Raw genomic sequence first — 26,246 nt, 5'->3', positions numbered from 1 at the left:
CCCGCAAGGGGACGGAAACCAGTGCATCCACAGCGTTAAGCTGCTTCAGCGACCACTGTTGATCCCTACCTTTTCCCCGCAAGGGGACGGAAACGAGCCTCCAGGATGTAATTAAAGAACTCCTCATCCGCGTTGATCCCTACCTTTTCCCCGCAAGGGGACGGAAACGTGGGCGATAGCCTGCGAACTAATCGAAGGCTGGCTGTTGATCCCTACCTTTTCCCCGCAAGGGGACGGAAACCCCGAAGATTTCCTCCGGGACCGGTCTTTCACAGTCTGTTGATCCCTACCTTTTCCCCGCAAGGGGACGGAAACCTGAGCTACGCGAGGAGAGAGGAGAGAGAAAGGAAAGTTGATCCCTGCCTTCTTCGAGACATCCTTGAGAACTGAGACTGGCGGATTCTAGGGTGGATCCCTAGCGCAGGAAACGGGCCAGCAGCACCAGTCCGATGCCGCCGAACAAGATGTTGAAGCTCCAGGCTGCCGCCCAAGGGGGAAGGGCTCCCACTTCTCCCAAGCTGCGAGACACGCTGAGCACCACGTAGTAGGCAAACACCAACAGGATCCCGAAGACGACGCCCCCGTAGCGTCCCACCCGCCGCGCGGTGGTGGATCCCAGGGGTAGCGAAATCAGCACGGCAAAAAAGCTGGCCAAGGGCAGGGAGAAGCGCATGTGGAACTCGGTGCGCAGAGCCTGAGTATTGAGATTGGAGCGGGCCAAACGGGAAATCCGCTCCGCCAGCTCCGGTAAGCTCAACTCGCTGGGGGGAACCGGCGGCTGCATTAGGGTAGCCAGATCCTGGGAAACTTGCAGCGGCTTGCGATGAAACGTTTGCTCGGCAATGCTGAGACCCGTGGGGCCGTAAAGGTGGGTTGCCCCTTCGCTCAGGCTCCACTCCAGTCCATTCCACACTGCCTGAGCGGCCAAGGTCACTTCCGCCAACTGGTATTTGCCCCCCGGCAAGGGATCCACCCGCAAAATCGTAACATCTTGCATCGTATTTAACCGGGGATCCACTTGGCGGATGAAGAACCAGAGGTTGTCTTCGGTTTTGAAAAAGACATCGTATTGCACCGGGGTGGTGGCCTGGGCCAGCAAAGCTTGCTGATCGATCTGGCGGATTTGCTGTTTACTGGCCGGCAGCAACACGTTGCTGATGAAAAAAGCGCTCAAGCTCATGGCCAACCCCACCAGCAGCAGGGGCCGGAAAATCCGGCTAAACGGGATCCCGGCTGCCCGCATAGCGGTGATCTCGCTGTTGCCGCTCAGCTTGCCCAAGGTGAGCATGGTGGCAAAGAAGGCGGCAATGGGCATACCCAGCACCACCATCTCCGGCAGATCCAAAACCAAGAGGCGCAACACCGTCAGAGGCGGGACGGATCCCTCGACCAGCCGCTCGGCCAGGGTAAACAGTCGGCCCACCAGCAGCAGCAGGGTTCCCCCCGCAACACCGGTCAGCACTGGGGTGAGCATCTGCCCAAATAGATAGCGCTCCAGCAGCCAGAACTTGGTGAGCAACCGTGCCATGTTTGAGAATCGAAGGGGATCGCCCTTCTCCCCAAGGGAGAGGCGAGTTGCAATAGCCGAAGAATCGGCGGCAAAAGCCCTGAACCAGGCTTATCGATTTATTCTCGCTCAAGGGCTTGGGGCAGGTGGGGGAAACGACTCCGTTTTGTCGGCAGGATCCAAACGCGGCTGAGGAGAGTTGAGGGGAGGTTCGGACGCGGGATCCAGCTCGGCACCCCAGGTGACCAGGTAGGCCCGCTGTTCGGGGGAAAGGCGGCGAGCCTGGCGGAAATCTGCCCCTGCCACGATAGCTCCGGTGTAGGCTCCGGTCTTAAAATCGGGCTTTTGCCCCGGCTGAGCGGGGGAAGCCGTCTGAGGGGATCCCACAAACAGCAAAGCGCGGTAGAGATCGGCCCCGCGCAGGTCGGCATTCCGCAAGTTAGCTCCGCACAGATTGGTGTGGCTGAGATCGCAGCCGCTCAGGTTGGCCCGCTCCAGGCTGGCTTCGCTGAAATCCACCGCCCGCAACAGGGTGCCATGCAGGTCGGCTCCCTCCAGCATCGTGCCCAGGTTGACCACTCGGATGCCGTTCACGCGATCCCGCTGGTAACCCCCTTTGCCGTCCAGAATGGGTCGGCCCAGGTGTTCGTCTCGCCGCAGAGGGCTGAGCAGGTTAGCGGTGGAGAGAAAGCGCAGGATCTTGGCTTTGCCGAAGCGATCCACCCCGTTCAACAAAGCAGCCGTGCGCCCGGCAGCAATGGCCCGCTCCAGGGGCCAATCGTCCAACTGCCCATCGGGAGACAAGACCAGGTTGGAAATGCCTTCAAAGTAGGCGTCGATGGTCTGCTGCTGGGTGATGATATTCTGCTGAATGGTGAGATCGCGGGAGATGATGTACTGCCGCCAGGCGATGTAGGCAGCCAGGATGGCAATCAAGATTTGGCCTGTGGCCCCGAACACTTCTCCCAAAGCCCCAATCGCCTCCCAACTCAGGGATCCCAAAGCGGAAAACAGCCCGCTCCCGGCAACCCCTCCCATCAGGGCCAAGCTGAGGGCCACTCCCGCCCAGGCCAATTGAGGCCAAGTGGTCAGCCACTGCCAAAGACGGCGTCCGATCTGAGCCCAAAGCGATCGCCCCCACCAGCCCGCCAGGCCCAGCCAAGCCAGCACCGCCCCCCAGCTCAAGACCGGCTGAGCCATCAGCTTTCCCAAGAGCAGCAAGAAGGCCGGGATCCCCAACAGCAGCAGATGAATCAGGGGTTGCCACGGTGAGACCGGAGACAGCAGGATCCCGGATTCAAGCAGCGACGGCTCTTGGGGCAGATGTTCGGGGACAAGGGTTTTGTAGGTCATGGCGCAAGCAGGGAGGTTACTCTAGGGCTAGTGTTAGACTTGCAAAAAAAGCCTGCGTTAGTCCGTATTTGGAGTTGGCGGATAGGGCAGGATCCCGCCTACTCAGTTTGGTAGGATAACCTCGGCCTTTCTTCTCTAGCCCAGCCTGGTGTGAGGATAACCACCATGATCTCTTCCTTATTGTCCTTACTGCCTATTGGTCTGCAGAAATCCGGCGAACACCAATCTACAGCAGTCCTGCCCGGCCTGCGGGCGCAGCGCCATCGTTCTGCAATGCTGACGCGGCTGGCAACCTCTCTGCTACTCGGCACCACCTTACTGCTAGCAGCCAAATTGGATCCCGGCTGGGCGCAAACTTCCCTGGACACTGGTATTACCGGCGAGCAGACCCTGCCTCAAGCTCCCCCGCTCCCGGACAATCGCCCGGCTATTTTTGTGGATGCGGCCAACGGCAGCGATACCCGTGGGGATGGATCCCGCAATAACCCCTTCAAGACGATTACTTATGCCATTCAGCGGGCTCAAGCTGGCAGCGTCATTCAGCTTTTTCCTGGGGTGTATAGCGAGGAGAGCGGCGAAACCTTCCCCATTCGCCTGAAAGCGGGCCTCACCTTACGTGGGGACGAGTCCACCTTGGGAGAGGGCTATCTCATCACCGGCGGCGGTACCTACATGAGCCCAACCTTGGGGCGACAAAATGTTGCTCTGCTGGCAGAGACCGGCGCAGAAGTGCGAGGAATTACCCTGCGCAACCAGGGGCGGCGCGGCTATGCCCTCTGGGTGGAATCTGCCTCCCCGCGCATTCTCAACAACAGCTTTGTGGGCAGCATCCACGATGGGATCTTCATTGCCGGCGCTTCCAATCCCTGGGTGGAGGGCAACCGCTTCTATAAAAACGGGGCCAACGGCATTTCCGTTTTGGGCACCTCCCAGCCCACCATCGTCAATAACCTGTTCCAAGAAACCGGCTTTGGCATCACCATCGACCAGCGCTCGGCGCCTATTGTGCGCAACAACCGCATCCTGCAGAACCGTACCGGCGTGATCGTCGGGGGCAGCTCCAGGCCCATCCTGCGCAACAATCTCATCGCCCAGAACTTGGAGACCGGCCTCACCGCCATCACCACTGCCCAGCCGGATTTGGGCACGGCCACGGATCCCGGCAACAACATCTTTGAGGGCAACGGCCAATACGACATCCACAACGCCACCCGCGGCCTGCGCCTCAATGCCAACGGCAACCAACTGCGGGGCCAGGTCAAAGGGGATCTGGATCTGTCCGGTCAAACCACCGTTGCCGCCCTTCCCGATAGCGCTCCCCGCCCCATTGCCCCTGGCACTTTGGCTCTGCCCAGTGCCCCGTCCCAGCCGGCTACTCCCAGGGATCCCCGGCCAGCGGCTGAGACCCCCTCCACCTTGCCGGTTTTAACGGTGCCCCAGTCTACTGCCCCGGTTCCCCCCTCTCCGCCCCAAGGATCCGGAGGGCGCATCTTGCCAGATCCCTCCAGCCCTCAGGCAACTCCCCAGCCCCAACCTCCGGGGGAGCAGTTTGTGGCTGTCCCCTTCACCCCCGATGGCTCTACCACACCTGCCCAGCCGGCTGACCCTGCCCCCGCAGCTCCTGTTCCCAGGCCACCCTCGGCTCCCCTCACAGATATCACCACCCTTCTGCCCCCGCCGGCCCGTCGCTCATCGGCAGGGATCCCGGCCACTCCCTCTGCTCCCACTACAACTCCAGTTGCCCCCCCTGTGGTTGCTGTGGGTAACGACTCCGTTTCGCCAACGCGAACGGCAACTCAATTTCGCGTGTTGGTGACCCCCAAGAGCAGCGATGACTTGAACCGATTGCGGCAGCTCATCCCCGAGGCGGTGGAAACGGTTTTCAACGGCAGAACAGTGTTGCAGGCGGGCCTGTACGACAGTCGCAGCCAGGCCCAGTCGGTCTTGGATCGGCTGTTGGATGCCGGCTTTGAGGCGGTTGCCGAGATGATTTTCCGCTAGCGACCCCCCACACTGCCGGCTTGCTTCTCCATAGCGGTACGAGGGAGCTTTGATCCCAGTTCTTTGGCGGGGTGGCCAGCCATTGAGCCCAAGTCTCCTTGGTCGCTGGCAAGGGAATTGACTACAAGTGCTTGCCAAGAGCGATGACGGCTCGAACACCCCCTCTCTAGTCCAACGGATCCAGTCGGTAGCGGCTGAGCCAGTGATCCAAATGCACTTCCTCCTCGTCCAGCAGTTGGGCGTTGATCAACCCCCGTTTGAAGGCAAGACGGATGGCTCTGGCCCGCAAGCTGAAGGTGGTTCCCCACTCGTCGCTCTCAATTTGGTCGTTGCTGACTTCTAACTTGTCGTAGAGGTTGCGCAGACGGTTGGTTACCCCTCGGCGGGACAAAAAGCGCCGTGCAGCAATGGCCTGGTCGGTGAGGCCGAGGGCAATGTCGATCAGCACTTCGTACTCGGCATCGCTGAGACCGGTGATTTTGTTTTGTGAACGGGAATCGACCCCGCGCACCTCTCGGTCGATCACGCATTGCTCATCCTGCACCACCGCTTGGATGGCGCTGACCAATTTTTCATCGGTGCAATTTTTCAAAAGGTAGCCATAGACAGTTTGCGGAGGCACGATCTTGTGCAGCTCCCGCACATAGACTTCATCGGCAAAATGCGACCAAAAAATGATGCGCGTGCTGGGGCACTCTGACCAAACCTGCCGCGCTACCTCGATCCCGGTCATCTCAGGCATGCGAATGTCCATCAACACGAAGCTGGGGTGGTGCTGGCGGTAGAGTTCCAACGCCTCTCTACCATTCGAGGCTATATACACCGGGCCGAACTCAGGCAAATGTTGTGTTAGCAGGCTATGAACATGCTGACGGTAGAGAGCGTCATCTTCAGCAAGGAGGGTACTCACAGGCCTTTATCAGAGTTACCGAATACTTTCTTTTCACTTCCTAACTCTAAAAACACCCACAAGGGAAGGCAAGGCACTATTGAGCAGTACTCAAAAGGAGCAAGGGATCCCCTCCGCCGGCTATGAGTAGCAGCTCGGAAAAAGGATTTGGCCCCGCTCTGTCCTGTGGAGGTTGCGGTTTCCCCATAGCGCTCACGCAAACGGCCAATGAACTTCTCCACCGCAGACGTCGAAAACTTTTGATAAGCAGCAGTCTATGCTGTTTCTACGGCAGAGGCCAAAAACGCCTCGATCTCAGAGCGTTGGGGCAAGCTAGGTTGGGCTCCTGCACGGGTTACAACCAAGGCAGCGGCGGCATTGGCAAAACGCAGGGCTTCCCTCAGGGATCCCCCGGCAGCCAAACAAGCAGCTAAGGCCCCACAAAACCCATCTCCGGCAGCGGTGGTATCCACCACTTCCACAGGATGAGCTGGCCAATGGCCACTTTCTTCCCCATCTGCCCAGACCAGCCCTGCCCCTCCCAAGGTAAGGATAACGGCTGGGATCCCGTGTTTCTGCAGTTCTTGAGCCACCTTTTGGGCTTGTTCCGGCGTCTCCACAGGGGATTGGGCAAGGGCAGCCGCTTCGGTTTCGTTGAGCACCAAGTAGCGAACCTGGCGCAACAGGGATCCTGGCAATGGCACGATGGGCGCAGGGTTGAGCAAAATCGGGATCCCTTGGGCAGAGGCTTGTTCTGCTGCAGCCTGCACAGTGGGCAGGGGGATTTCCAGCTGCAGCAGGAGCAGGGCCGCTGGGGTAAAGGGAGGCAAATGCTCCGGCAGATAGCGACCATTGGCTCCAGGGCTGACCACGATTCTGTTTTGCCCGCCGGGATCCACTGTGATCAAAGCTAGGCCGCTGGGCCCCTCCAACTGCCTCAGGTGGCGGGTATCCACGCCGTTGTGCTCCAGGTTCTCTTGGAGCAGACGCCCAAACTCATCGGATCCCACCGCTCCCCACATTTCCACCTGGGCTCCCGCCCGCGCCGCTGCCACCGCTTGATTGGCTCCCTTACCGCCAGGGTAGGTGGCGTAGTCGGATCCCAGCACCGTTTCCCCAGGGCCGGGATGATGGGGCACCTGCACCACCAAATCCATGTTCAAGCTACCCACCACTCGGATCGGGCCTGCCATCGGGCTTGTGGGGAAATCCTGTTGGAAAAGCAGAGATCCAGAGATCTTTGGTTTGGATCCCTGGGCAGCTATTGTATCAGCCGCCGGTCTTGGCCAGGGATCCCCTTGAGCGCCCTACCACGCGACAAGGGCTGATAGCAGTCGTGGTTTTTATTACCATCTATTTCAACTTTTATTACCATCTATTTCAACTGATCGCGCTAGCGGGCCGGAGGCCTTAGCAGGAAGCAACCGGTCGTTTGTTTCACCTCAACGGTGAGATAAATGACTATGCGTTGTGGAACGGTTATCTGTAGGGATTGGTCGCCCTTCGACATATCGCCACTCTGCTGAAAACACAGGGCAAGAACCCGATTCCAAAGGTTGAGGATCCCGACTATCTTGGTGGGTGTTGACCCAGGAAGCAAGCTGATGTTGCTGACCACTACAGACGTGCTCCAAGGTAGAGAGGTTGAGCGTTACTTGGGCATTGTTACCGCCGAGGTAGTTTATGGCACCAATGTTCTACGGGACTTCCTTGCTACCCTCCGCAACATCATCGGGGGACGCACAAGAACCTATGAAGAAGTTTTCGAGAATGCCCAGAAAAAGGTTTTGGAAGAGTTGGAGCAGCGAGCCAAACGTTTGGGAGCAAATGGCATCCTAGGCGTTAGCATTCATACCAACATGAGCACGACAATGATCCTCGTTACCGCCGCCGGCACCGCCGTTAAGCTCCGCTGACGGATGCTTCTGTTGAAGGTTTCCCTTTCTCGGAAGATGATGGCAGCCTGTTCTCAGGCCAGGCTTTCCATCACCGCCTCGTCGATCTCGAAATTGGCGTAGACATTCTGCACATCGTCTAGGTTGTCGAGACGCTCCATCAGGGCAAGCACTGACTTGGCCGTATCGGGATCCTCCACATGCACCTCAGTGGATGGGATCCAGCGGATGGCCGCATCTTGCACTGGGTAGCCCTCTTTTTTCAGGTAGGTGGCCACCTGCTCCAGCAAAGAGTAGTCGCAGTACACCTCTGCTCCTGTGCCTTCCACCTTGAAGTCGTCTCCTCCCGCTTCCGCCACCGCCAGCAACAGGGCTTCGGGATCCAACACCTCCTCCAGGCTGATCACCCCTTTTTGCCGGAACAGCCAGCTCACGCAGCCGGCTTCTCCCAAGCTGCCGCCGGTTTTGCTGAAGGCTTCTCGCACCTCGGCAGCCGTGCGGTTGCGGTTGTCGGTCATGGCCTCGATCAACACAGCCACCCCACCGGGGCCGTAGCCCTCGTAGCGAACTTCTTCCAGGGGGCTGTCGTCGCTCCAGTTGCCGGCTCCCTTGGCAATGGCTCGTTCAATGTTTTCGCTGGGCATCCCCGCTGCTTTGGCTTTCTCCACTGCCGCCCGCAACTGAAAATTCCCATCCGGATCTGGCAAGCCGTTGCGAGCTGCCACGATGATGGCCCGCGAGAGTTTGGTAAAGAGGCTGCCCTTTTTGGCATCTACACGGGCCTTTTGCCGTTTAATGTTGGCCCACTTGCTGTGTCCTGCCATGCCGCCACACACCAGTCAAGCAATGAATTGGAGGGATCCCTCCACTTTTGAAGCCTAGATCACCTCGGCTCAGGACTCAACCCCACGGCAACTGGGAGGGCACCGGCCTGGTCACAAATTATAGTTAGTTATTTCAAACAGCAGTGAAACGGTTCGTTATGTCGATTCCTAACTCCCTCTCCCAGAGAGAAACTGGGGGTAAGGGCAGCGGCGCGGAGCGCTTGGGGAGTATCTCAATCTGGTTTGAAATGACTATAACGAGGGATCCTTCACAACCCAGACTCAGCTACCCAACAAACCCATCAGGGCTGAATCGGCTGCCGCTGAATTACATCCCCTTGAGGTGGAGGTGGAGCGGCTGGGGTTTCTTGAGGGGTAGGCGTTGCCTCTATGGGAGGAGTTTCCCCAGGAGGCGGGGGCAGAGGGGGCACACCTTCTCCAGGCACAGGCCCAGGTGTAGGCGTGGGGGTTGGGGATGGAGTTAGAAAGGGCGTCACCTGTCCCAACAGCTCGGCATAGAAAATCGCATCTTGCTCTGGCCCAAAGCGCCCCACTTCCCAACGGTGACGGGGCACAAACATTGTTTGCAGCAGCACTTCCCGGCTGACAAAAGCGGGAGTACCCGAGAAGACGTAGCCATCGACAATGACCCGATTCAGATCGGGCCGAGTTTGAAACACCCGATCCACCTCCCGCAGCATCTCCGTATCCAGCCGCCCCAGCAGAGTTTCCAGGGTGTCTTCAGGGCTGATCGGTACCCGTACCGAAAAGCGATAGCCTTCGCAACGATAGTCCCCACAGGTCTTGACCAGCTCGTTACGCACCCGGATTTGCGCCCCAGGATCGAGATTGCGCCCCGGCACAAGGACTTCCTCCTGGGGTTGCTGTTCGACCGGCTGGGCCCATAGCTGGAGTTGACTTGCCCATCCTGCCCAAACTAGGGATCCGAAAAACAAGCCAAATCCCCAACCTTTTAGAGGAAGGCTCCAACCCAGACTGCCCTGCTTAGAGCGAGGTGAAACGGGGGGCTCACAATCCTGGATCGGGCTGTTCATAAAGCGTTGACCGATTCCTCAGCGATGGCTACCGCCAAATCTACCCGACATCGGCCAGAGAGGCACTAGGCAGGGAGAAAAATAGGGTATCGGCTCCGAATGGTTTCAAAATAGGGGCAGATAAATAGGGAAGCTTTGACAAACTCCCTGTCCTGGGCAGCAACGGATGTGCTGTGGCAGCGCATGGGTGTAGGATCTTAAGCTCTGGGTTCCCGCTCTGCAGGCAGGCCAGTGCTCTGCTGTGTGGGCAATGGATCCATGGATTGTTATTACCGTTGAGATCGCAAACCCAATTCTCTTCTTCTTCTCACGTCTTCTCATGACCGCGGTTGTTCCTTCACCTTTGCGCTACGCCTACTACCCCGGCTGTGTGGCCCAGGGGGCCTGTCGTGAGCTGTATGACTCCACCGACCAGATTGCGCGGCATCTGGGCATTGAACTGGTGGAGCTGGAAGCCGCTTCCTGCTGTGGTTCGGGCACCTTCAAAGAAGAATCGGAGCTGCTGGAAGATACGGTGAATGCCCGCAACCTGGCTTTGGCGGAAGCGCTGGGGTTGCCGATGCTCACCCACTGCAGCACCTGTCAGGGGGTGTTGGGCCGCGTGAATGAAAAGTTAAAAGCTGCGAAAACCGCGAATCCAGAGTACTTTCACCAGGTGCAGGCCCTGTGCCAGAAAGGAGGCTGCGAGAGCTGCTACCAGGGCACAGGCGATGTGCGCCATTTGCTGTGGGTGCTGGCTCATGACTACGGCCTGGAGCGATTGGCCCAACAGGTCAAACGGCCTCTCCTGGGACTGCGCTGCGCTGCCTTCTACGGGTGTTATCTGTTGCGGGCCTACGACATCTCCCGCTTTGATGTGGCACGGGATCCCCGTTTGATGGAGGATCTCTTCGAGCGTTTGGGGGCCACCCCTGTTTGGTATCGCGGGCGCACCCAGTGTTGCGGCTGGCCCATTTCCAGCTATGCCCCGCAGCAGTCTTTCTCGATGGCAGGCCGGCATCTTCTGGAGGCCATAGAGGCGGGAGCGGATTGTTTGGTCACCCCCTGTCCCCTGTGTCACCTCAACTTGGACTCTCGGCAGCCGGAGGTGGAAGAGGTGATCGGGCGCAAGCTGGGGATCCCGATCCTGCATTTGCCACAATTGGTGGGCCTGGCCCTGGGGATCCCGGCGGAAAACTTGGGACTGAACCGCCATGTAGTACAGGTGGAAAGAGCCCTGCAAAAAATAGGCCGCTAAATCCCACTTGATGGCTGGGGGATCCCTGGGCAAACATCAGGTGGGGTCTGCCTGGGAAGGATATGCTATTCTGCCCAGCAAGGTACCCGTCCTTGTTCAAAAACCGCAAAGATCCTCGTAAGCTTAGATCCACCTACTGATACATTTACGCTGAACACTGCTGAACATCACTGTTCAACTATGCAGCGATAGCATTCTGTTTGTTTCCATTCGCGTTAGCGGGACGGAGTCCAAACAGAATGGCGGTATCCCGCAAAGCTTTGAGTAGAATACCCAAAGCGCAGTTTCCGTGTCGTCTTACTACCAATTTTCTGCTTTGCTTTGGCTACCATGTTGGCAGACTCGAAAGTAAACAGAAAGATCAACTGGTAGTAATCCGACTGAACATATCATATATTATACATTATTTTCAGTATAGTTGAGCTTATTATTGACTAGAGTCATGCTCCTGCTTAGCAGCTCCCTATGGTTGTCTCGGATCCCTTTGGCCTTGTTGTGCAAGAAGTGCAGCAGGGCGGGTACGCAGACCGAGTGAAAAAGCTGGTTTACTTTGCCTGCACCAGCACTTGGGAAAGCGATGTCAGCAAGTTGAACCAAATAGACCTGAAAGCTCTGCTGGAGCAGCTCTGCCGCCAGCACGCTACCCTTGATGCTTTGGGCCAGCGCTTTCGAGAGGCCATTAGCCGCATCAACAAAAAAGCCGAGTATGCCCGCGTCGCCAAGATGCTGCTAAGCAAGCTACAGCCCCTGTATCAACAGCCCCAAGCGGATCCCTCTAGCCCACTCATGCCCTCGCCCAAGGAGCCATCAGCTTGGGCCGCACCCTCGCCTATCTTGTCCTTGGAGTATGGAAGCCCACGACTGCAAAAGCAAGACTACGATCCCTTCGAGCTGCGGGCAGGGGTGATGCGGCAAACCAGCCCTTTGCGGGCCAAGCTGGTTCTGTTCACGGCTTTGTACCACAAAATAGAGCCCACCCTGCAAGGGTTGGCCGCCCTGCGGCGCTACAGCCTGGACGAGCTGCTCAGAGCCCTCTACGATGCCTGCGCCTCCCCCCAAGAACTGGAAGCCCGGCTGAAGGAGGCGGTGCAGCAGTTGCAGGAGCCGGATCAGGATGGCCAAGCCGCCAATGCTGTGCTGCAGATGCTGAAGCCTCTTTACGTTGACGTGCCCCCAGCGACCCTCCCCGGCGGAGGATTGGCTGCTGAGCCTCTCTCCGCCAATCTGGATTGGCTGAATACCGAAGATGCCGCTCGCGCGGGCGAGGCAGAGTCCCTGGCCAGCCCCATGACTTGGATTGACGCTGGGATCCCAGAAGATGAGGAAGAACCTGCAGATCCTCTGGCTTTTGCAACCTGGACAACACCACCCGGCCCCTCTTCTGACCTGCGACAGGAGATCCCAGAGTCCTGCCGCCAACTGCTCCATCACAGCGCCGGATCCTTGATGGTTGCCATCGAGAACACCCTAAGCGAGTTGGGCAACGCCCTGGACGAAGGTCTGCAGGATGAGGATCCCGCCCAATATCTGACCCTCAAACACCAGGTGCTGCGCGGCTTCTTGAGGGATGTCGAGGGATCCGCCGCAATGTTCATGGGGATCTTGAAAAAGCTAGAACAATCGGAGTGGCGCCTGGTGCAGCCCCTGCGCGTCAGCAGTGGGGAATACGCTTTGCCGGAGGCGATCACTGAGGTGCCCACCAACCTTGCGGATCCCTATGCTTCCCTGAGACAAGTCTTGGCCAGCAGCGAGCTGGCCCGGCAAAAGCCGCAGTTGGAGCAGGAGGTGATGCGCTTGGTGCGGCGCAGCGTCGGCTCTGTCAAAGCTGCTATCGAACAGGCCCTGAGCGAGTTGGGCAAGGCGTTGGATGAGCAGTTCCAAACCTGCACCCTAGAGGAAGCCTTGGTTCTCAAGTACCAAACACTACGCGCCTTTTTGCAGGAAGTGGGGGAGATCTCCACCAAATTTGCTGCTTTCTTGGATCGCATGGAGGAGGCAGAGCGCCGTCTGTTCGGGCTGGTTTGAAGCTCAAACCCGCTGTTTGGGGATCCCGTTCAACACTCACGATCAGCCGCGCCGAGTGTTGGGGAAACGCCTTGATTTTCTTCTAGAATGGCCGCTAGTTTGGATCCCCTCTCGCTTTTCTGAGCTCTCCCCCCTCCATCTATGGACGCCAAGGATCTGCTCCGGCTTTACCGGGCAGGACGAACCAACTTTGCGGGCGAAAACCTGGCCGCCCTTGACCTGAGCCGGGCCGATTTGATCGGGGTGGATCTCTCCCAAGCAAACCTGCACAGTGCCAATTTGATCTTCGCCTTCTTGGGGCGAGCCAAGCTGCAGAAGGCCAACCTCGTCGGGGCTAACCTTGGTGGGGCCAACCTCAGCCAGGCGGACTTGAGCGAGGCGGATCTCAGAGATGCCCAGTTGCACGGCGCCACCCTACAAGGAGCAGATTTGCATGGGGCCAACCTGACGCTGGCTCTGTTGATCGATGCCAACCTGCTGGATGCGGATTTGCGTTGGGCCAACCTCACCAGTGCCAACTTGGGGGGAGCTTGCTTGCGGGGGGCTAATCTCCGTTTCGATAGCCGCCGGGGAGCGGTATTGCGCAACGCCAATCTTAGCCGCGCTGATCTCAGCGGAGCCAACCTGTCGGGAGCGGATTTGACACGGGCCGACCTGAGCGGGGCCAACCTAAAAGAGGCCAGTTTGATCAAAGCCAACTTGCAAGGGGCCAATCTGCAGCAAGCCCGTTTGCAAGGGGCCATCCTGAGCGAGACCGACCTGAGGGGGGTTTCTTTTTTGGGGGCAGACCTGCAAGGGGCGCAGATGGCGCGGGCCAACTTGAAGGAGGCGATACTTCGCCAGGTGAATTTGACAGAGGCCAACTTAAGCGAGGCGGATCTGGCCGGGGCCGATCTTTCCGCGAGTTCTTTGTGCTCGGCCAAACTGGCGCGGACGGATCTCAGTCGGGCCAATCTGGCCGGGGCCGATTTGCGGTGTGCCAACCTGGTGGATGCCTATTTGGGCCGCACCAACCTGGAAAATGCCGATCTCGGCGAGGCAATCCTAACCCGAGCCGATCTGAGCACAGCCAACCTCAGCGGGGCCAATTTGCGCGGGGCAACTCTGCCGGATGGACGGGTAGGCTGATTGGACAGACTCGCTACCGTATGAGGACGAGGATTCTTGTCCCTGAGTGAGACGGGGATCCGCCCCGGAAAAGGTGAGGTTTTCCCCTGCCCCAGAGGGGCCACAACCGCTACCCTACAAGGGAAGGATGGGTCAAAGAGATCCGTGAACAGCCGCCGATTTCTGTCCTTGATGGAAGCTTTGTGGGCCGATCTGCCCTTGCCGGAATGGTTGCCGGGGGCAGGAGAGCGCTCCTGGCAGCAGACGGTGGCAGCCCTGCTCCAGCTATGGCAAGAAGTTGGACAGTTTGGGGTGGTGATCGGTGGGCCGGTGTCTTGGTGGCCCCCCTGGGTGGTTCGGGATCCGCTGCCTCAACTGCCGTCGCCCATTGACGCTCCAGAACCGAACCTGAAGCTGCGGGAGCTGGCCCGTGAAGATCCCTGGCTGTTTACCCCTGACTTGTCCCCTGAGTCGATTCTGACCCCTGGCCAGACGGTGATCCCTCTCCTGCCGCAGGATCCCCTGGTGGAGGAGCCTTTTTTGCTGGTGCTCACCCCTGTTTTTTCGGCGGTGGCCGCCCAAGGGCATCACCCCCACACGCGGCAGAGGGGGATGATGGTGTCTTTTGAGCCGGAAGTGGTGCATCGGGCTTGGCAGATCCTAGAGCAGCGGGTTCAACAGGGTAGGCCGGATCGCTTGCCCTTCTGGCAGGAGCTGATCAAGCACCATCCCCTCATGGAGCCTCATGTGCGGGTGCTGGCCCGCTTCAGCAGCCTTCTTCTGCTGGGAAACCTGGCCGAGTCGGGATCCCCGCCCGCTCGCTTACCCCCCGCCAGAGCCGAGAACTCCCCTGCGCCCACAACCCGGCCAGAAGATTGGCAGAAGCGGCGGTCTCCTCCTTCCCATGGCCAGCCTGCCGGTCAAGGCCAACAGAACAGCCTTTCGGAGGCAGAACTGTTGCGGGCTCTCATCCACGAGATCCAGACGCCCCTCAGCACCATCCGCACCTTGGTTAGTCTCATCCTGAAGCGGCACGATCTGCCGTCGCGGGTACGGGAATACGTGGAGAAAATTGACCGCGAATGTACCGAGCAAATCAACCGCTTCGGGCTGTTTTTCCAGGCTACAGAAACGGTGATGCCCGCTGCTACCCCACAGGAGGGGCGTCGGCTTCAGCTAGAGCCCATTGCGCTGGTGGACTTGGTGCGGCAAAACCTGCCTCGCTGGCAGGAGCAGGTGGAACGGCGGGGATCCCAACTGGAGTTGGAGATTCCCGATGAGCTGCCGGATGTGGTCAGCGATCCCAAGGCGCTGGAAGCGGTGCTGTTTGGCATGGTCGACCGCATTGCCCGCAGCACGCCGGCTGGCAGCCACATTCGCGCCCAGTTGGTCAGCGCAGGGGAGCTGGTCAAACTTCAGTTTCAGGTCAACACACCTGAGGGCAGCGACGCCACTGTTGCCTCAGAGCCCAAATCCCCTCAGGCGATTGGGCAGTTGTTGGTCGTGCAGCCGGATACCGGTGCAGTGAGCCTCAGCCTTCCCGTCACCCAAACTCTGTTCCGCGCCTTGGGGGGCTACCTCACCGTGCGCCATCGCGCCCGTCGGGGGGAAATTCTCAACATCTACCTGCCCCGCCAGCTATAAGCCACCCAGTTGGGATCCCGATAGCGTCTCAGGATTGATATGGCGGATTGCAGGGGAGGTAGGGCTAGGATCGATCTGCCAGCGCCGGGAGAGTCTAGGGATTGGATCCATGCCGAGAGCCAGAAAAGTTGCTGAACACCATCCAGAGCCTGAACCCGTCTGCGGAGCCGGAGAACCCAAGGTTAAGGGGGTCACTCTTTCTGCCCAGCAGCTTTCCACTTTGCTTCACGAAATGCGCAATCCTCTCACCGCCCTGAGCACGCTGGCCAAGTTATTGCAAAAACGCTTGCCCCCCGAGGATCGCAACCACTGGATTGGCCTGAGCATTGAACAGGAGTGCAAGCATTTGCAGGAGCTGCTCGCGGAGTTCGAGCGTTTGGACGGGATCCCGGCCCCCCTCCAGCTTCAGCCCCTCTCCTTGGCCGACCTGCTGCGGGAGTGGATCCCCATCTATCAAGCCTTGGCCGAAACCCAGGGACACCACTTTCAAGCCGTTCTGCCCCCTTCCCTACCCCCTGTACAAGCCGATCCGCGCGCCCTGCGCCAGGTGCTTGATAACCTGATCGACAACGCTTGCAAGTACACCCCGCCCCCAGGTGAGATCCGGCTGAAGGTGGAGCTGGGTGAAGATCCCTCAACTGCTTCGCAACGGGAAGTGTTCGTTGCCGTCTGCGACAACGGCCCCGGCATCCACCCTGAGAACCTGGAGCGGATCTTCGATCCCTTTTTTCGGGCAGATCTTTCTAAGCCAGGGCAGGGGCTGGGGTTGGCCATTAGCCGCGACCTGGCCACCCGGATGGGCGGAGATCTCCAGGTGGAAAGCTCCCCCCAAGGCTCCTGTTTTCGCCTGAGATTGCCCACAGGTTAGTAGGAAGATTGTAGAGATATGGGATGGCAGGTGCCGCCAAACGCTTGAACGCTACCCAGGAGCTGCAGATGGCCTCTTCTCCCCCAGCCAAACCCGAACCCCCTGCTGCCAGTCCAGCAGCCCGCATTCTGCTAGTAGATGATGAACCCGGCTTACGGGAAGCGGTGCAAGCCTACCTCGAGGACAGCGGCTTTGAGGTGATCCCGGCGGCCAACGCCCAGCAGGCTCTGCAACTGCTCAGCACGGCCCAGCCTCAGTTGATCATCTCCGACATCATGATGCCGGGCATGGATGGCTATCAATTTTTGGCCCAACTGCGAAAACTCGAGCCCTACAGCCATCTGCCGGTGGTGTTCCTCACCGCCAAGGGGATGACCGCCGACCGCATCCAGGGTTACCGGGCCGGTGTCGATGCCTATTTGCCCAAGCCCTTCGATCCGGAGGAGCTGGTGGCCATTGTCTCCAATCTCATTGAGCGATCCCGCGCTGCCAGCCCTTCGGAGGTGGTGGCCCGCGAGCTGGCCTCGATTCGCGCCCTGCTGTCGGAGCGCACCCTTGCCACAGCCACGCCTGCCCAGACCTCTGCCCCCACCCCCCTGCCCCCACCCATCAAGGTAGAGCTGACGCCGCGGGAACAACAGGTGTTGGAGAAGGTGGCAGAAGGGCTGATGAACAAGGAGATTGCCAAGCAGCTGCAAACCAGCGTGCGCAACGTGGAAAAATACGTGACCCGCCTGCTGAACAAGACGGGCACCAGCAGCCGCACCGAGCTGGTTCGCTATGCCCTTACCTATGGCCTAATTCGGCTATAGCCCTCACCCCCAACCCCTAGGAAGACTGAAGAACGTGAGACACGGTTTTATCGCTGGGGCTTTGGTGGCACAGTAACCAGCAGCTCCAACCCAAAGGCGTGATCCCCGGCAGGGTAGCTGGTAATGCCCAGCCCATCGATGCGGGTCAGCAGCTCACGGGCCTCCGGCTCCAAGCCTGCCAAACCACCCGGTAGTGTGGCCTCCAGCACTGTTCGGATCCCTTGCCAATTCAGCAAAAAGTAGCCGTAGTTGGGCTTGGGCAACTGATCGTAGAGGGTTTTCAGCGGCTCGGTTTGGGGAAGCAAATTGCCCTGGCGTTGGGCGAGGGTTTGCAGCGCCGCCGTGCTGCTAGTCACGATCAAATAGTTGCCTTCCCAGGCGCGGGTCAAAAGCGGGCGGTTAAACAAGGGATCCGCCCACGTCACCTGTCCACCCGCCTCCGTTACCCCTACTCCCGATTCTTGGGCCAGCCGATCCAACTGAGTCAGGGCCGCGTTGGCCTTGTCTTTTTGGCTGGTCTCGATCACCAAGGCTGCTCCCATGCCCTGCAACAGGGGATGGGCCTGGGCATCCGGTGCCACCAGCAGGGCCATCTCCCCATCCATCCAAGCCAGCAGATCTTTTTCCAAGTCCAGACGGGTATTGGCGCGAAACTCAGCCCGCAGCTCCTCTAACGACTCCTTGACCGGCGGATCTTTCTCCAGCTCAGGCATAACGGCTTGCCAGCGCTGGGCGATCTGTTGGGTGGTCAGCACCGCCAGGGCATTGCCGGGCAGCCGCTGAATAAGTTCGCCGCGAGCCGGTTGCCACCCCCCCTGCACCTGGGTTTTCGGATCGGTCTGGGTCAACATGCGCAGCCGTAGGCCCTGCTCCTGCCAGTGGGCAGCCATGGCCAAAGAGCGCAGGGGTTGCAGGGATCCCAGCGTCGCCGGATCCAGATCCTGCATCCAGTCTTTGAAAGATTCGGGATCCTCCTGCAAAGCCTGGAAGTTGAAGTAGGCAAAGGCCAGCGTGCCGCTCTTATACAGATCGCCAACAGCGGTGCGGAAACTTTCGGAGCGGCCAATCGGCTCTGCTTCGCCGCGATACACAGCAATCGCCTGCTGCATCACCCTTGGGTCGTTGGCCACTGCCACAAAGCGGTTGCCAAACTCAGCAGTTACCCATCGCTCGCCCGGCTCCCCGTTGGTTTGCACATAGAGGGTGACCCCCTGCTCCTGGCGCTGCTCGAAGTTGGCCCCTTCTGCTGCTGCCTGTTGCCGCACCTGGGCCAAGAATTGCCCAGACAAATCAGCGTTGCGGGTGCTGGCTCCAAACAGGATCCCAGGCACCGGCTCGGCAGCTCCGGGCACCAGATTGGGGATCACCACTGCCATCGTGAATTGCTCGCCAGCCCAAGCTTGCATCTCTTCCCGAGAGAACTCCTTGCCGGTTTCAGCCAAAGCTTCTGCCGTCCAGCTCTCCCACTGGGCCAAAAGGTCAGGGTGAGTGCGAAAAGATTCTTCCGGTTGGGTAGAAAAGGTCAGCACCAGGGGCGCCGACTGGGGAACCAGCGCGGTTTCCGGCAGAACATCGCCGGTCAACTGTACCTGTGGCCCTCTGAGTTGGCAGGATCCCAGGAGCCAAGAGCTCCCCACCGCCATCAACGTCAGAGAGAGAGGGCGCAGCCGAGAATGAAGCTGGACTTGCATGGCGGCTACCTAAGCAGCTAGTGGATATAGCCAATCGTAGCATCTAGGCATGAGCCTGCAAACCCAAATTTTCTGTAAGTGAAAAAATAGTCCACTCTAGCACAAGTCAAGATAGTCTAACAAGATAGTCTAAATTGTGAGTAAACCTACGGCCTGTTCACAGATCAAGGGATACAAAACGTCGTGTTTCTGAGGCTTGATTCCGATGAGTCCAGAACAGGCAGGCTTACAGCTGTATCCTGTAGCCTCTTAATAGGCTGTAGCGTAATAAGATCCCAAACTCGGCCTGGAGGAGCTGTAGTGAACCAAAGTCCACGAAATGCTTGCCCCGCGGCGATAGCAGCCAAGACAGGAATAGTTATCAGTTGAACATTTCCTGCAACAAACTTGAAGCTTTCCTGTACATGTTGCTTTTCCCCAGGCAATGACACTTCTCCCTTTGCCAGAAGTTGCAATCCTTGCTATGCTTGAGCTTAAGCAGAGCTACTCCTTCTCTCTAGCAGGAAGATCAATGGGGGTCATTAGCTGTGACGCAAGCCACCAACTTTGAACAGCTGGGAACTTTATTTTGGCAAGGATCCTACTCTGCCTTTTTTGCCCAGGCCGAACAAGAAAGTATTCCCTCAATTCTCCTAGAGACCATTGCTCTTTCCATCGCTCCTGAGTTTGCAGAAAGGTACAGGGGTGGATCTCTAGAAGGGTTATTGTGGCCACAGACAAAGCGACTTTTGCAAGTTCTGTCGATTGTCTATCAACCTGTTGCAGAACGCATGCGGGAGGAAGCCCTAAAGCTTCCTGTACACCACCACCATAGACTTCAGCTGCTGGCGCACAGCCTTGACTGCTTCGCTAGAGCTGGGGAAGAGGATTGGGTGTGGTTAGTATTGAAGCAAATTCTAGAAGATTGGCCTCCAAATGCCTTTATCAACTCTCTTTACGATCCCCAGACAGGCGAGGAAGTGGCGCGCCTGTGGCTATTTCAGGTTACTCAATACCTTCGTGACCTCTCTCAGGAGGAGGCTGATGCCTTTTTACCCACAGCCAGTTCCTTCTATCATCGAGAAGCTGCTGCTGCGTATGGCCGCTGGGTCAATCAGAAACGGAACGGCGACTCCGCCTGGCCAGAGTGGTATATCCCACCAGAAATCCGGCTAGATGAGCCTTTTGGAGCAGCTCTTGCAGAAATTTGCAGGGATCCCTCCCTGCGGGTGGTGGTCGAGGTAGGGGCCAGTAGTGGAGAAGGATCCACAGCTGTTTTGCGCTACGCCCTTCCTGACTCTGTTCGCATCTACAGCATAGAAGCTCATCCTGAGCGCTACAAAGAGTTGGCTAGAAGGGTAAGCAAGGATCCCCGCTGTATCCCCATTCACGCTGCTGCCCAACCTAGGATCGCTACAGTGGAGGAGGTGGAAGAATGGCTGAAATCTTGCTCCAGCTTTTGGGCCTCCTATAGCCGAGAGCAGGCTCTGGAATGGCACCAGGAGGGACAAGATTTACTCAAGTCTGTTCCCACGGATGGGGCAAGCCGAGTTCCCAACCCCGACCTTCTTCTCATTGACGGCGGCGAGTTTACGGGCTGGTATGACCTGCAGGTTTTTTTAGAGCGAGGTGCTCGTCCCAAGTATATTGCCCTGGATGACATCTTCGCTTTTAAGAACAGCCGTTGCTTGACGGAGCTCCCCAGCTATGGCTACCGACTCATTTGCTGGGGAAATGTCCGCGAAGGCTTTGCCATCTTTAAAGACAGCAGAGCCACTCTTCCCATTCACTTCTTCACCATTGTTTTAGACGGGGAGCCGTACATTGAGCGCCACTACTCCACCCTCTGCGAGTTGGATAAGCTAGGGATCCCCTGGCAGTGGGTGGTGGTCGAGGGCGTTGCTGCCTTACGCCATGACACAGGGTGGAGCTTAGCCAACGGCGGCCGCATCCCTGAGGAATACTCCCAGGGGCACAGCTTGGATGGTACGGTCGAATACTTGAGGGACTTGGCAGCCAAAGACAGCCGTGTTCGGCTTGTTCAGAAGCCCGATGGCCAGTTTTGGGATGGCAAAATTGAAATGGTCAGGGCAGCCCAACCTGACTATCCCTGCTTGCTGTGGCAGTTGGATGCAGATGAAATTTGGACAGTCGAACAAATCCGGCGGGTTCATCGACGCTTTGAAGCAGATCCCACTCTAGAGGCGGCCCAGTTCTACTGTCGTTACTTCGTGGGCCCCAATCTTGTCCTGGACAACAAAGGTAAGTGGGGCAACAACCCCCAGATGGAGTGGTGGCGGGTCTGGAGATGGGATCCCTCTGAGTGCGAGTGGCAAACTCACGAGCCACCTGTATTGATCCGAAAGGGACGACTTCCCGAGAGGGTTCTGACCGCAGACCAAACGGAAGCAGAGGGCTTAGTGTTTGACCACTATGCCTATGCATTGCGAAAGCAGGTGGAGTTTAAGGAATCCTACTACGGCTACCAAGGAGCTGTCAGAGCTTGGGAAGAGTTGCAAAAAGCGGAAAAGCCCTGCTCGCTGCAGCCCTTTTTCCCCTGGGCATACGGGGATCCCTTGGTGGTAGAGGTGCGGCAACGTCTTCACCTATTTGTGGACGGGGTGTTCTTCCAGAGGCACCAAGCTGGTATTGCTACAGTTTGGCGCAACTTACTGCGGGAATTGCCTCAGCTGGGGATTCGCATCACTTTCTACGATCGGGGTGGCATGGGAGAGCTACCCCAGGGTGTCGAGAGAATGCAGGGTCACCCCTTTAGCTACGCCCGCTGGGATGATCCTGAGTTGAGACAAGCTTTTATTTGGTCAGGGGCTGATGTTTTTATGAGCACCTACTATACATACCTGCCCTCTGACATTCCGCAGGTGCTCCTGCTCCATGACATGATCCCAGAAGTGCTGGGTTGGGATCTCTCAGATCCCATGTGGCGCCAAAAGCACGCAGCCCTTGAAGCAGCCGCTCGCATTGTAGCTGTTAGCCAAAACACGGCCTGTGACTTGCTGCGTCTAACTGGCAAAGAGGCAGTAGTAGCTTACCTTGGGGTTGACACCAGTGTATTCAAGCCGGATCCCTCAGCTATTCCCAAGCACTGGCTGCTGATTGGATGCCAGCAAGGCACTTACAAACGACATGAGTTATTTTTTGAAGCTTATCAGCAGTGGTCCTATAAGCCTTTCCCTGTCCTTTGCACTCATTCCTGGTCGACTCCAGAGGCTTATCGACAGGCGGCAGCTCCGCAACCTGTTATGAATGCTTATCTAGATCTGCAGCAGTTGGTTCATCTGCAGCAGTTGGTTCAAGCCTACCAGAATGCCGTGGCGCTGGTTTACCCAAGTGCATATGAGGGATTCGGGCTACCCGTATTGGAGGCCATGGCCTGTGGGACCCCTGTCATTATCTATCCCAACTCTGCCTTAGTGGAAGTAGGAGGAGAAGCTGCATTTTATGTAGAGGACTCTTTGTCGGACACCTTGGTTCAGGTTCTGGATCCCAAGTTGCGCGCTGAGAAAGTCAGGAAAGGCTTAGAGTGGGTTAAGTCTTTTACCTGGGAGCGCATGGCTAAAACCATCCAGGAAGTTCTGCACCTTGCAGTCAAGCCAAGCCTAACAGCCTTGTAGTCTTGGCAAGCATCTTGCTGCTAACCAGTTTCACAGTGCCCCCACTGCCGGTGTGGAACCTCAACCCCTAACTTCTGGAGGAACGGTCACTCTGGCTCGAGCCTGGGCAACCAACCCATCCACGTACTCGTTCCAGCGCAGACCTTGGTGGGCTGGGATCCAGACCACCCGCACCTGAGGGCACTCCTGCTTGAGTTGATATAACTCCTCAACCAGATCCAAGTTTTCCACTGGCCCTGTGCGCCGCCGCCATCCCTGGGCTGCCCAGCGCTCCATCCAATTGTTGTAAGTCTGCACGCAAAGGTGGGAGTCGCTGTAGATGGTATCGACGCCGTTGCCCTGGGTGTGGCGGCAATACCGCAAAGCCCGGATGAGGCCGGTCAACTCCATGCGGTTGCTGGTGCTATCGGGATCCCCTCCCCAAAACTCTTCCACAACCCGATCATCTTGAACCACCACCACGGCCCATCCCCCTGGCCCCGGATTGGGAGAACATCCCCCGTCCGTGAAGATGCCGCTGCGGGGGCAGGCAGCCAGACGGCTGGGGCGCGCTCCTTTGCGGCTGCGCATCCGTGAAACCTTGGCCATGGTGCTCATCCGGCGCTAACGGCAACATTTGGGATCCCGGCTCGACAACAGACACTGCATCTTACCGCACAAGGGCGTGCCAGCACCGCTATTTAGTGTATCTAGTTCCGGGAAAGTTTTACTTTACACTATCAGTAGTATAAACCTCGTCAACACCAGCTCACGTGACGTAAGGTTAGAGAGACAGGGAAATTCTGCCAAAACGGCGCGAACAAAAACCCCCAGAAAATCTGGGGGAGGAGTGGTGTGTTGAGGTGATGAATACTCGCATGATATCTCTCGAATTCGGTGAGTAGGCCAAACCGGCGAGAGATCCCTGCGTTTTTTTGCAGAAATCATTGCAGATACTGGAAAGCATCAGACACTAGAGACCAGCGCATCAAAACTGAGCTTATTTCATCTTGATCAGGTATAGTGCTCGCTCTCGGAGAACTACCTATTTAGACACCAGATGTAGAGAAGCCTTAATGACTTTATCCTACGCACCTACCGCCGACACTAGGGGTTGTGTCAAGCCCAAATGAGCATAGAGACGGGAAAAGTCAAAATTCGCTGACATTAGCTCTTGGATGCAGCGGACTTTCACCTCCTCGTGCAGGCGAATCTGCCCAAAAACCCGTTCGATGCGGTTGATGGTGGTGAAGGTGTCCAGATCCACCGAGAGAATCGGCACTTCCAGCTCTTCTGCTCGAGACTGAATGCGGGGATCCAGAGGGAGCTTGCCGGTCAAGATCAGGCAGAGGGTGGAAGTTTCCAGGGCGGCCAGTTGAATATCGGTGCGGTCTCCGCCGGTGATCACCGCCTTGTGATCCAGCTTACGGAAGTACTTCAAGGCCGAGTTGACGTTCATCGCCCCTACCGCAATGTCTTCGACCATCAGGTCCATCCGATCCGGACAGCAGAGCACCTCGGCATCCAGTTGCCGCACCAACTCCCCAACGCTGATGCTGCGCAAAATGCGATGGGAGGGCAAAATCCCCAGCACCGGGATCCCGTGTCCCTCCAAAAAAGGCCGAATGATCGTTTTTGCCGGTTGCATTTGGTCAGGTGGCACATCGTTCAGCAGCACGCCTGCCAAGCGGGATCCCAGTTGACGATGGACAAAGAGAAGAGAATCAACAGCCAAGGAGGAATGGTAGCGACTGATCAGCAGTACCGGAGCATCCAGGGCTTGGGCCATCTTGGCCAGCGACAGGCCAAACAATTCCCCCTCGTAAAGATCGGCTGGGCCTTCCAGCAGCACCAAATCGGCAGGGGAGCGCTGGACAAACTCCAACAGAGGGGCAACCGGGCACTCTGGAGCTGGATCCCCGGGAGCTCGCTTCATTTGAGCCAGCAAAGCCTCTTCGTTGAGCCGGAGCAGCATCGGCGGCATTTGATCCATCGTCAGCCGCAGAGACTCCGCCACAAAGCGCATATCCGGATCGCCCCCTTCCAGCGAGCAATCTTCCCGCTCGCAAGAACCGATGGGCTTCCCATAGGTGACTTTTATCCCTTGCTGCTGCAGATGCTTGGCCAAACCCAAGATGGCAGCCGACTTACCGCTGAAGGGCTCAGTAGAACCAATTAAAAGGAACTTGGACACGGATGGCTCCCGGTAACGAGAGGGACGAAGGGATCCCTTACTCAGTCTAACGGAGGCTGCTCTCTCCTCAGTTCTGGACTAACCGATTAGGATCGACTCTTCAGGGTAGGTTACCAACGGGCGGGGCTGTTGTTGAGCCAAGGCCAAGACAATCGTCAATGCCCCCAACCGGCCCCAGAACATCACCAGCACAATGATCAGTTGGCCAAACCAGTTGAGCTCCCCGGTAAAGCCCGTCGAGAGGCCGCAGGTGGCAAAGGCGGAGATCACCTCAAACAACACCGGATCCAACCTACTGTTACTGTGGGTCAGCAAAATCAACCAAGCCGCCAACAATACCACAAACAGAGAAACCGTTAACACCGCTGCCGCCTTGCGCACCATGGAGGGATCCAAGCTGCGCCCGGCAATCTGAGCGCTGGGCAAACCGCGGGCATAGCCCCAGAGGGCCAACACCAACACCGCCAAGGTGCCGGTGGTCATGCCGCCCCCCATAGAAGCTGGGGCTGCCCCAATAAACATGAGAGCCATCAGCAGCAACTGGCTTGCCGGGGTCAAATCCTCAATGGGGATCCCGGCAAACCCAGCCGTTCGGGCAGAAACCGACTGAAAAAACGTCAGGCCCAAGCGGTGGGGCCAGCTCACCTCCAGCAGGGATCCACCGGGCAAGCTCTCTCCCAAAAACAAACCAATGCCGCCCGTGCAGAGCAAAACCACCACCACGCCCAGGGTAATCCGGGTGTGCAGAGAGGGGCGGTGGCCCCGCGGCCAGGTTAACAAATCCGACAAAACCGGGATGCCCAAACCGCCGATAAAAATCAGACCGGCCAAAATCGCCAGCGACAGACCGTCTGTAGGGATCCCTTCCCGGCCAAACAGGTCAAATCCTGCATTACAAAAGGCGGACACCGCGTGAAAAATAGCCAGAAAAACCGCCCGCTCCGGCCCATAGAGATCCCGCCAATGCACCCAGAGCAGCAAAGCCCCCCCCAACTCAATGAGAGTGACCCCCAGCAGCACCCGCCGAGTCAATTCCAAGATCGCCCCCGGATCGATGAGCCCCAGCGAATTGCACAGCGCCAAGCGATTGAGCAGGGAAATGCGCCGCCCGATCAATTGAAACACCACCACCGCCAACACCATGAAGCCCACCCCGCCAATCTGAATCAGGATCAGCAGCACAATCTGGCCCAACAGGGTGAGATCCTCCGCCGCCACAATCGTCGAGAGCCCCGTCACGCTCAGGGCCGACATGGCCGTAAACAGCGCCTCATTCCAGCTTAAGGGATCCCCACGCCCGATCCCCGGCAACATGAGCACCAAAGTTCCCACCACTGCCAAGAGCCCCAACCCTGTGACCAGCCGCAATGGCGGCGGCAGCGGGCGACGCCTGTCCCCCCCGAAAAACCACTGCAGACGATTCCCAAAGGCCCTAGAGGACTGAGACAATGCCGAGCCCGGTGTCGGCAGGTGGCGGGCGCGGGATGGCACCGGTGGAACCAAGCGCTCAGAGCCCTCCTCTCGCGGAAGCGGGGCGGAGTCCTCTCTCAT

19 protein-coding genes and 1 pseudogene are annotated in these 26,246 nt (G+C 58.1%); 9 read left to right on the top strand and 11 right to left on the bottom strand.

Going from position 1 to position 26,246, the window contains the following annotated elements:
- Positions 1-415 precede the first annotated feature (415 nt).
- Positions 416-1,528 carry an LptF/LptG family permease gene (locus tag ACVWZJ_RS06335; RefSeq protein WP_457395367.1) on the bottom strand — a complete coding sequence of 371 codons (1,113 nt, stop codon included), beginning with the start codon at positions 1,526-1,528 and terminating at the stop codon, positions 416-418.
- A gap of 108 nt (positions 1,529-1,636) precedes the next feature.
- Positions 1,637-2,860 carry a pentapeptide repeat-containing protein gene (locus tag ACVWZJ_RS06330; protein ID WP_457395363.1) on the bottom strand — a complete coding sequence of 408 codons (1,224 nt, stop codon included), beginning with the start codon at positions 2,858-2,860 and terminating at the stop codon, positions 1,637-1,639.
- Positions 2,861-3,025: 165 nt separating this feature from the next.
- Here ACVWZJ_RS06330 and ACVWZJ_RS06325 point away from each other — a divergent pair, with 165 nt between their 5' ends.
- A complete protein-coding gene (locus ACVWZJ_RS06325; RefSeq protein ID WP_457395360.1) occupies positions 3,026-4,861 on the top strand; it encodes a DUF1565 domain-containing protein in 1,836 nt (611 codons plus the stop codon).
- A gap of 166 nt (positions 4,862-5,027) precedes the next feature.
- Here the strand turns inward: ACVWZJ_RS06325 and ACVWZJ_RS06320 are convergent, their stop codons facing one another.
- Positions 5,028-5,771 (bottom strand): response regulator transcription factor, encoded by a 744-nt coding sequence (locus tag ACVWZJ_RS06320; protein WP_011432977.1) that lies wholly within the window; start codon positions 5,769-5,771, stop codon positions 5,028-5,030.
- A 254-nt stretch (positions 5,772-6,025) separates the two neighbouring features.
- On the bottom strand, positions 6,026-6,943 hold the full coding sequence (gene rbsK / locus ACVWZJ_RS06315) for a ribokinase (protein WP_011432976.1): 918 nt from the start codon (positions 6,941-6,943) through the stop codon (positions 6,026-6,028).
- Between the two features lie 411 nt (positions 6,944-7,354).
- Here rbsK and ACVWZJ_RS06310 point away from each other — a divergent pair, with 411 nt between their 5' ends.
- Entirely contained in the window at positions 7,355-7,666 is a 312-nt protein-coding gene (locus ACVWZJ_RS06310) for a YbjQ family protein (protein WP_011432974.1), read from the top strand.
- A 53-nt stretch (positions 7,667-7,719) separates the two neighbouring features.
- On the opposite strand, the gene ACVWZJ_RS06305 is transcribed toward ACVWZJ_RS06310, so the two are convergent.
- Both ACVWZJ_RS06305 and ACVWZJ_RS06300 read right to left on the bottom strand, forming a co-directional pair.
- On the bottom strand, positions 7,720-8,469 hold the full coding sequence (locus tag ACVWZJ_RS06305; protein ID WP_011432973.1) for a YebC/PmpR family DNA-binding transcriptional regulator: 750 nt from the start codon (positions 8,467-8,469) through the stop codon (positions 7,720-7,722).
- A gap of 302 nt (positions 8,470-8,771) precedes the next feature.
- Positions 8,772-9,524: a hypothetical protein gene (locus tag ACVWZJ_RS06300; protein WP_071818158.1), complete on the bottom strand. Its 753-nt coding sequence runs from the start codon at positions 9,522-9,524 to the stop codon at positions 8,772-8,774.
- A 319-nt stretch (positions 9,525-9,843) separates the two neighbouring features.
- On the opposite strand from ACVWZJ_RS06300, the gene ACVWZJ_RS06295 reads away from it, so the two are divergent.
- On the top strand, positions 9,844-10,761 hold the full coding sequence (locus ACVWZJ_RS06295) for a CoB--CoM heterodisulfide reductase iron-sulfur subunit B family protein (RefSeq protein WP_457395355.1): 918 nt from the start codon (positions 9,844-9,846) through the stop codon (positions 10,759-10,761).
- Positions 10,762-10,939: 178 nt separating this feature from the next.
- Here ACVWZJ_RS06295 and ACVWZJ_RS06290 read toward each other — a convergent pair.
- Positions 10,940-11,141 (bottom strand): annotated as a pseudogene (locus ACVWZJ_RS06290) (hypothetical protein); the annotation flags it as partial.
- 85 nt (positions 11,142-11,226) lie between these two features.
- On the opposite strand from ACVWZJ_RS06290, the gene ACVWZJ_RS06285 reads away from it, so the two are divergent.
- From ACVWZJ_RS06285 to ACVWZJ_RS06265, 5 genes are all read left to right on the top strand, one after another.
- Positions 11,227-12,786 (top strand): hypothetical protein, encoded by a 1,560-nt coding sequence (locus tag ACVWZJ_RS06285; RefSeq protein ID WP_457395352.1) that lies wholly within the window; start codon positions 11,227-11,229, stop codon positions 12,784-12,786.
- A 141-nt stretch (positions 12,787-12,927) separates the two neighbouring features.
- Positions 12,928-13,914, top strand: a complete 987-nt coding sequence (locus ACVWZJ_RS06280; RefSeq protein ID WP_011432969.1) for a pentapeptide repeat-containing protein — start codon at positions 12,928-12,930, stop codon at positions 13,912-13,914.
- 144 nt (positions 13,915-14,058) lie between these two features.
- Complete coding sequence (locus ACVWZJ_RS06275; protein ID WP_011432968.1) at positions 14,059-15,537, top strand: sensor histidine kinase; 1,479 nt, start codon at positions 14,059-14,061, stop codon at positions 15,535-15,537.
- Positions 15,538-15,646: 109 nt separating this feature from the next.
- Entirely contained in the window at positions 15,647-16,405 is a 759-nt protein-coding gene (locus tag ACVWZJ_RS06270; protein WP_011432967.1) for a sensor histidine kinase, read from the top strand.
- A gap of 68 nt (positions 16,406-16,473) precedes the next feature.
- Entirely contained in the window at positions 16,474-17,217 is a 744-nt protein-coding gene (locus tag ACVWZJ_RS06265; RefSeq protein WP_011432966.1) for a response regulator transcription factor, read from the top strand.
- A 47-nt stretch (positions 17,218-17,264) separates the two neighbouring features.
- On the opposite strand, the gene ACVWZJ_RS06260 is transcribed toward ACVWZJ_RS06265, so the two are convergent.
- The gene (locus ACVWZJ_RS06260) at positions 17,265-18,908 is read right to left on the bottom strand and encodes a DUF3352 domain-containing protein (protein ID WP_011432965.1); all 1,644 of its coding nucleotides are present in this window, start codon (positions 18,906-18,908) and stop codon (positions 17,265-17,267) included.
- An 872-nt stretch (positions 18,909-19,780) separates the two neighbouring features.
- On the opposite strand from ACVWZJ_RS06260, the gene ACVWZJ_RS06255 reads away from it, so the two are divergent.
- Positions 19,781-22,522 (top strand): glycosyltransferase, encoded by a 2,742-nt coding sequence (locus ACVWZJ_RS06255; protein WP_187147270.1) that lies wholly within the window; start codon positions 19,781-19,783, stop codon positions 22,520-22,522.
- A 60-nt stretch (positions 22,523-22,582) separates the two neighbouring features.
- Here ACVWZJ_RS06255 and ACVWZJ_RS06250 read toward each other — a convergent pair whose 3' ends face one another.
- The 3 genes from ACVWZJ_RS06250 to ACVWZJ_RS06240 form a co-directional block, all read right to left on the bottom strand.
- Positions 22,583-23,110 (bottom strand): ribonuclease H family protein, encoded by a 528-nt coding sequence (locus ACVWZJ_RS06250; RefSeq protein WP_148202715.1) that lies wholly within the window; start codon positions 23,108-23,110, stop codon positions 22,583-22,585.
- Positions 23,111-23,588: 478 nt separating this feature from the next.
- Positions 23,589-24,695, bottom strand: a complete 1,107-nt coding sequence (locus ACVWZJ_RS06245) for a phosphotransacetylase family protein (RefSeq protein WP_414343695.1) — start codon at positions 24,693-24,695, stop codon at positions 23,589-23,591.
- 78 nt (positions 24,696-24,773) lie between these two features.
- Positions 24,774-26,246 carry a TrkH family potassium uptake protein gene (locus ACVWZJ_RS06240; protein WP_457395346.1) on the bottom strand — a complete coding sequence of 491 codons (1,473 nt, stop codon included), beginning with the start codon at positions 26,244-26,246 and terminating at the stop codon, positions 24,774-24,776.

The organism is Thermostichus sp. OS-CIW-29 (genome assembly GCF_054058195.1).
The sequence above is the reverse complement of the archived record's forward strand: the minus strand, read 5'-3'. Positions and strand labels throughout refer to the sequence as shown.

Coding starts and splice junctions, on each gene's coding strand:
- ACVWZJ_RS06335 (WP_457395367.1), bottom strand. CDS start 1,528: ATGGCACGGTTGCTCACCAAGTTCTGGCTGCTGGAGCGCTATCTATTT.
- ACVWZJ_RS06330 (WP_457395363.1), bottom strand. CDS start 2,860: ATGACCTACAAAACCCTTGTCCCCGAACATCTGCCCCAAGAGCCGTCG.
- ACVWZJ_RS06325 (WP_457395360.1), top strand. CDS start 3,026: ATGATCTCTTCCTTATTGTCCTTACTGCCTATTGGTCTGCAGAAATCC.
- rbsK (WP_011432976.1), bottom strand. CDS start 6,943: ATGGCAGGCCCGATCCGAGTGGTGGGTAGCTTGAACATGGATTTGGTG.
- ACVWZJ_RS06310 (WP_011432974.1), top strand. CDS start 7,355: ATGTTGCTGACCACTACAGACGTGCTCCAAGGTAGAGAGGTTGAGCGT.
- ACVWZJ_RS06305 (WP_011432973.1), bottom strand. CDS start 8,469: ATGGCAGGACACAGCAAGTGGGCCAACATTAAACGGCAAAAGGCCCGT.
- ACVWZJ_RS06300 (WP_071818158.1), bottom strand. CDS start 9,524: ATGAACAGCCCGATCCAGGATTGTGAGCCCCCCGTTTCACCTCGCTCT.
- ACVWZJ_RS06295 (WP_457395355.1), top strand. CDS start 9,844: ATGACCGCGGTTGTTCCTTCACCTTTGCGCTACGCCTACTACCCCGGC.
- ACVWZJ_RS06285 (WP_457395352.1), top strand. CDS start 11,227: ATGGTTGTCTCGGATCCCTTTGGCCTTGTTGTGCAAGAAGTGCAGCAG.
- ACVWZJ_RS06280 (WP_011432969.1), top strand. CDS start 12,928: ATGGACGCCAAGGATCTGCTCCGGCTTTACCGGGCAGGACGAACCAAC.
- ACVWZJ_RS06270 (WP_011432967.1), top strand. CDS start 15,647: ATGCCGAGAGCCAGAAAAGTTGCTGAACACCATCCAGAGCCTGAACCC.
- ACVWZJ_RS06265 (WP_011432966.1), top strand. CDS start 16,474: ATGGCCTCTTCTCCCCCAGCCAAACCCGAACCCCCTGCTGCCAGTCCA.
- ACVWZJ_RS06260 (WP_011432965.1), bottom strand. CDS start 18,908: ATGCAAGTCCAGCTTCATTCTCGGCTGCGCCCTCTCTCTCTGACGTTG.
- ACVWZJ_RS06250 (WP_148202715.1), bottom strand. CDS start 23,110: ATGGCCAAGGTTTCACGGATGCGCAGCCGCAAAGGAGCGCGCCCCAGC.
- ACVWZJ_RS06240 (WP_457395346.1), bottom strand. CDS start 26,246: ATGAGAGAGGACTCCGCCCCGCTTCCGCGAGAGGAGGGCTCTGAGCGC.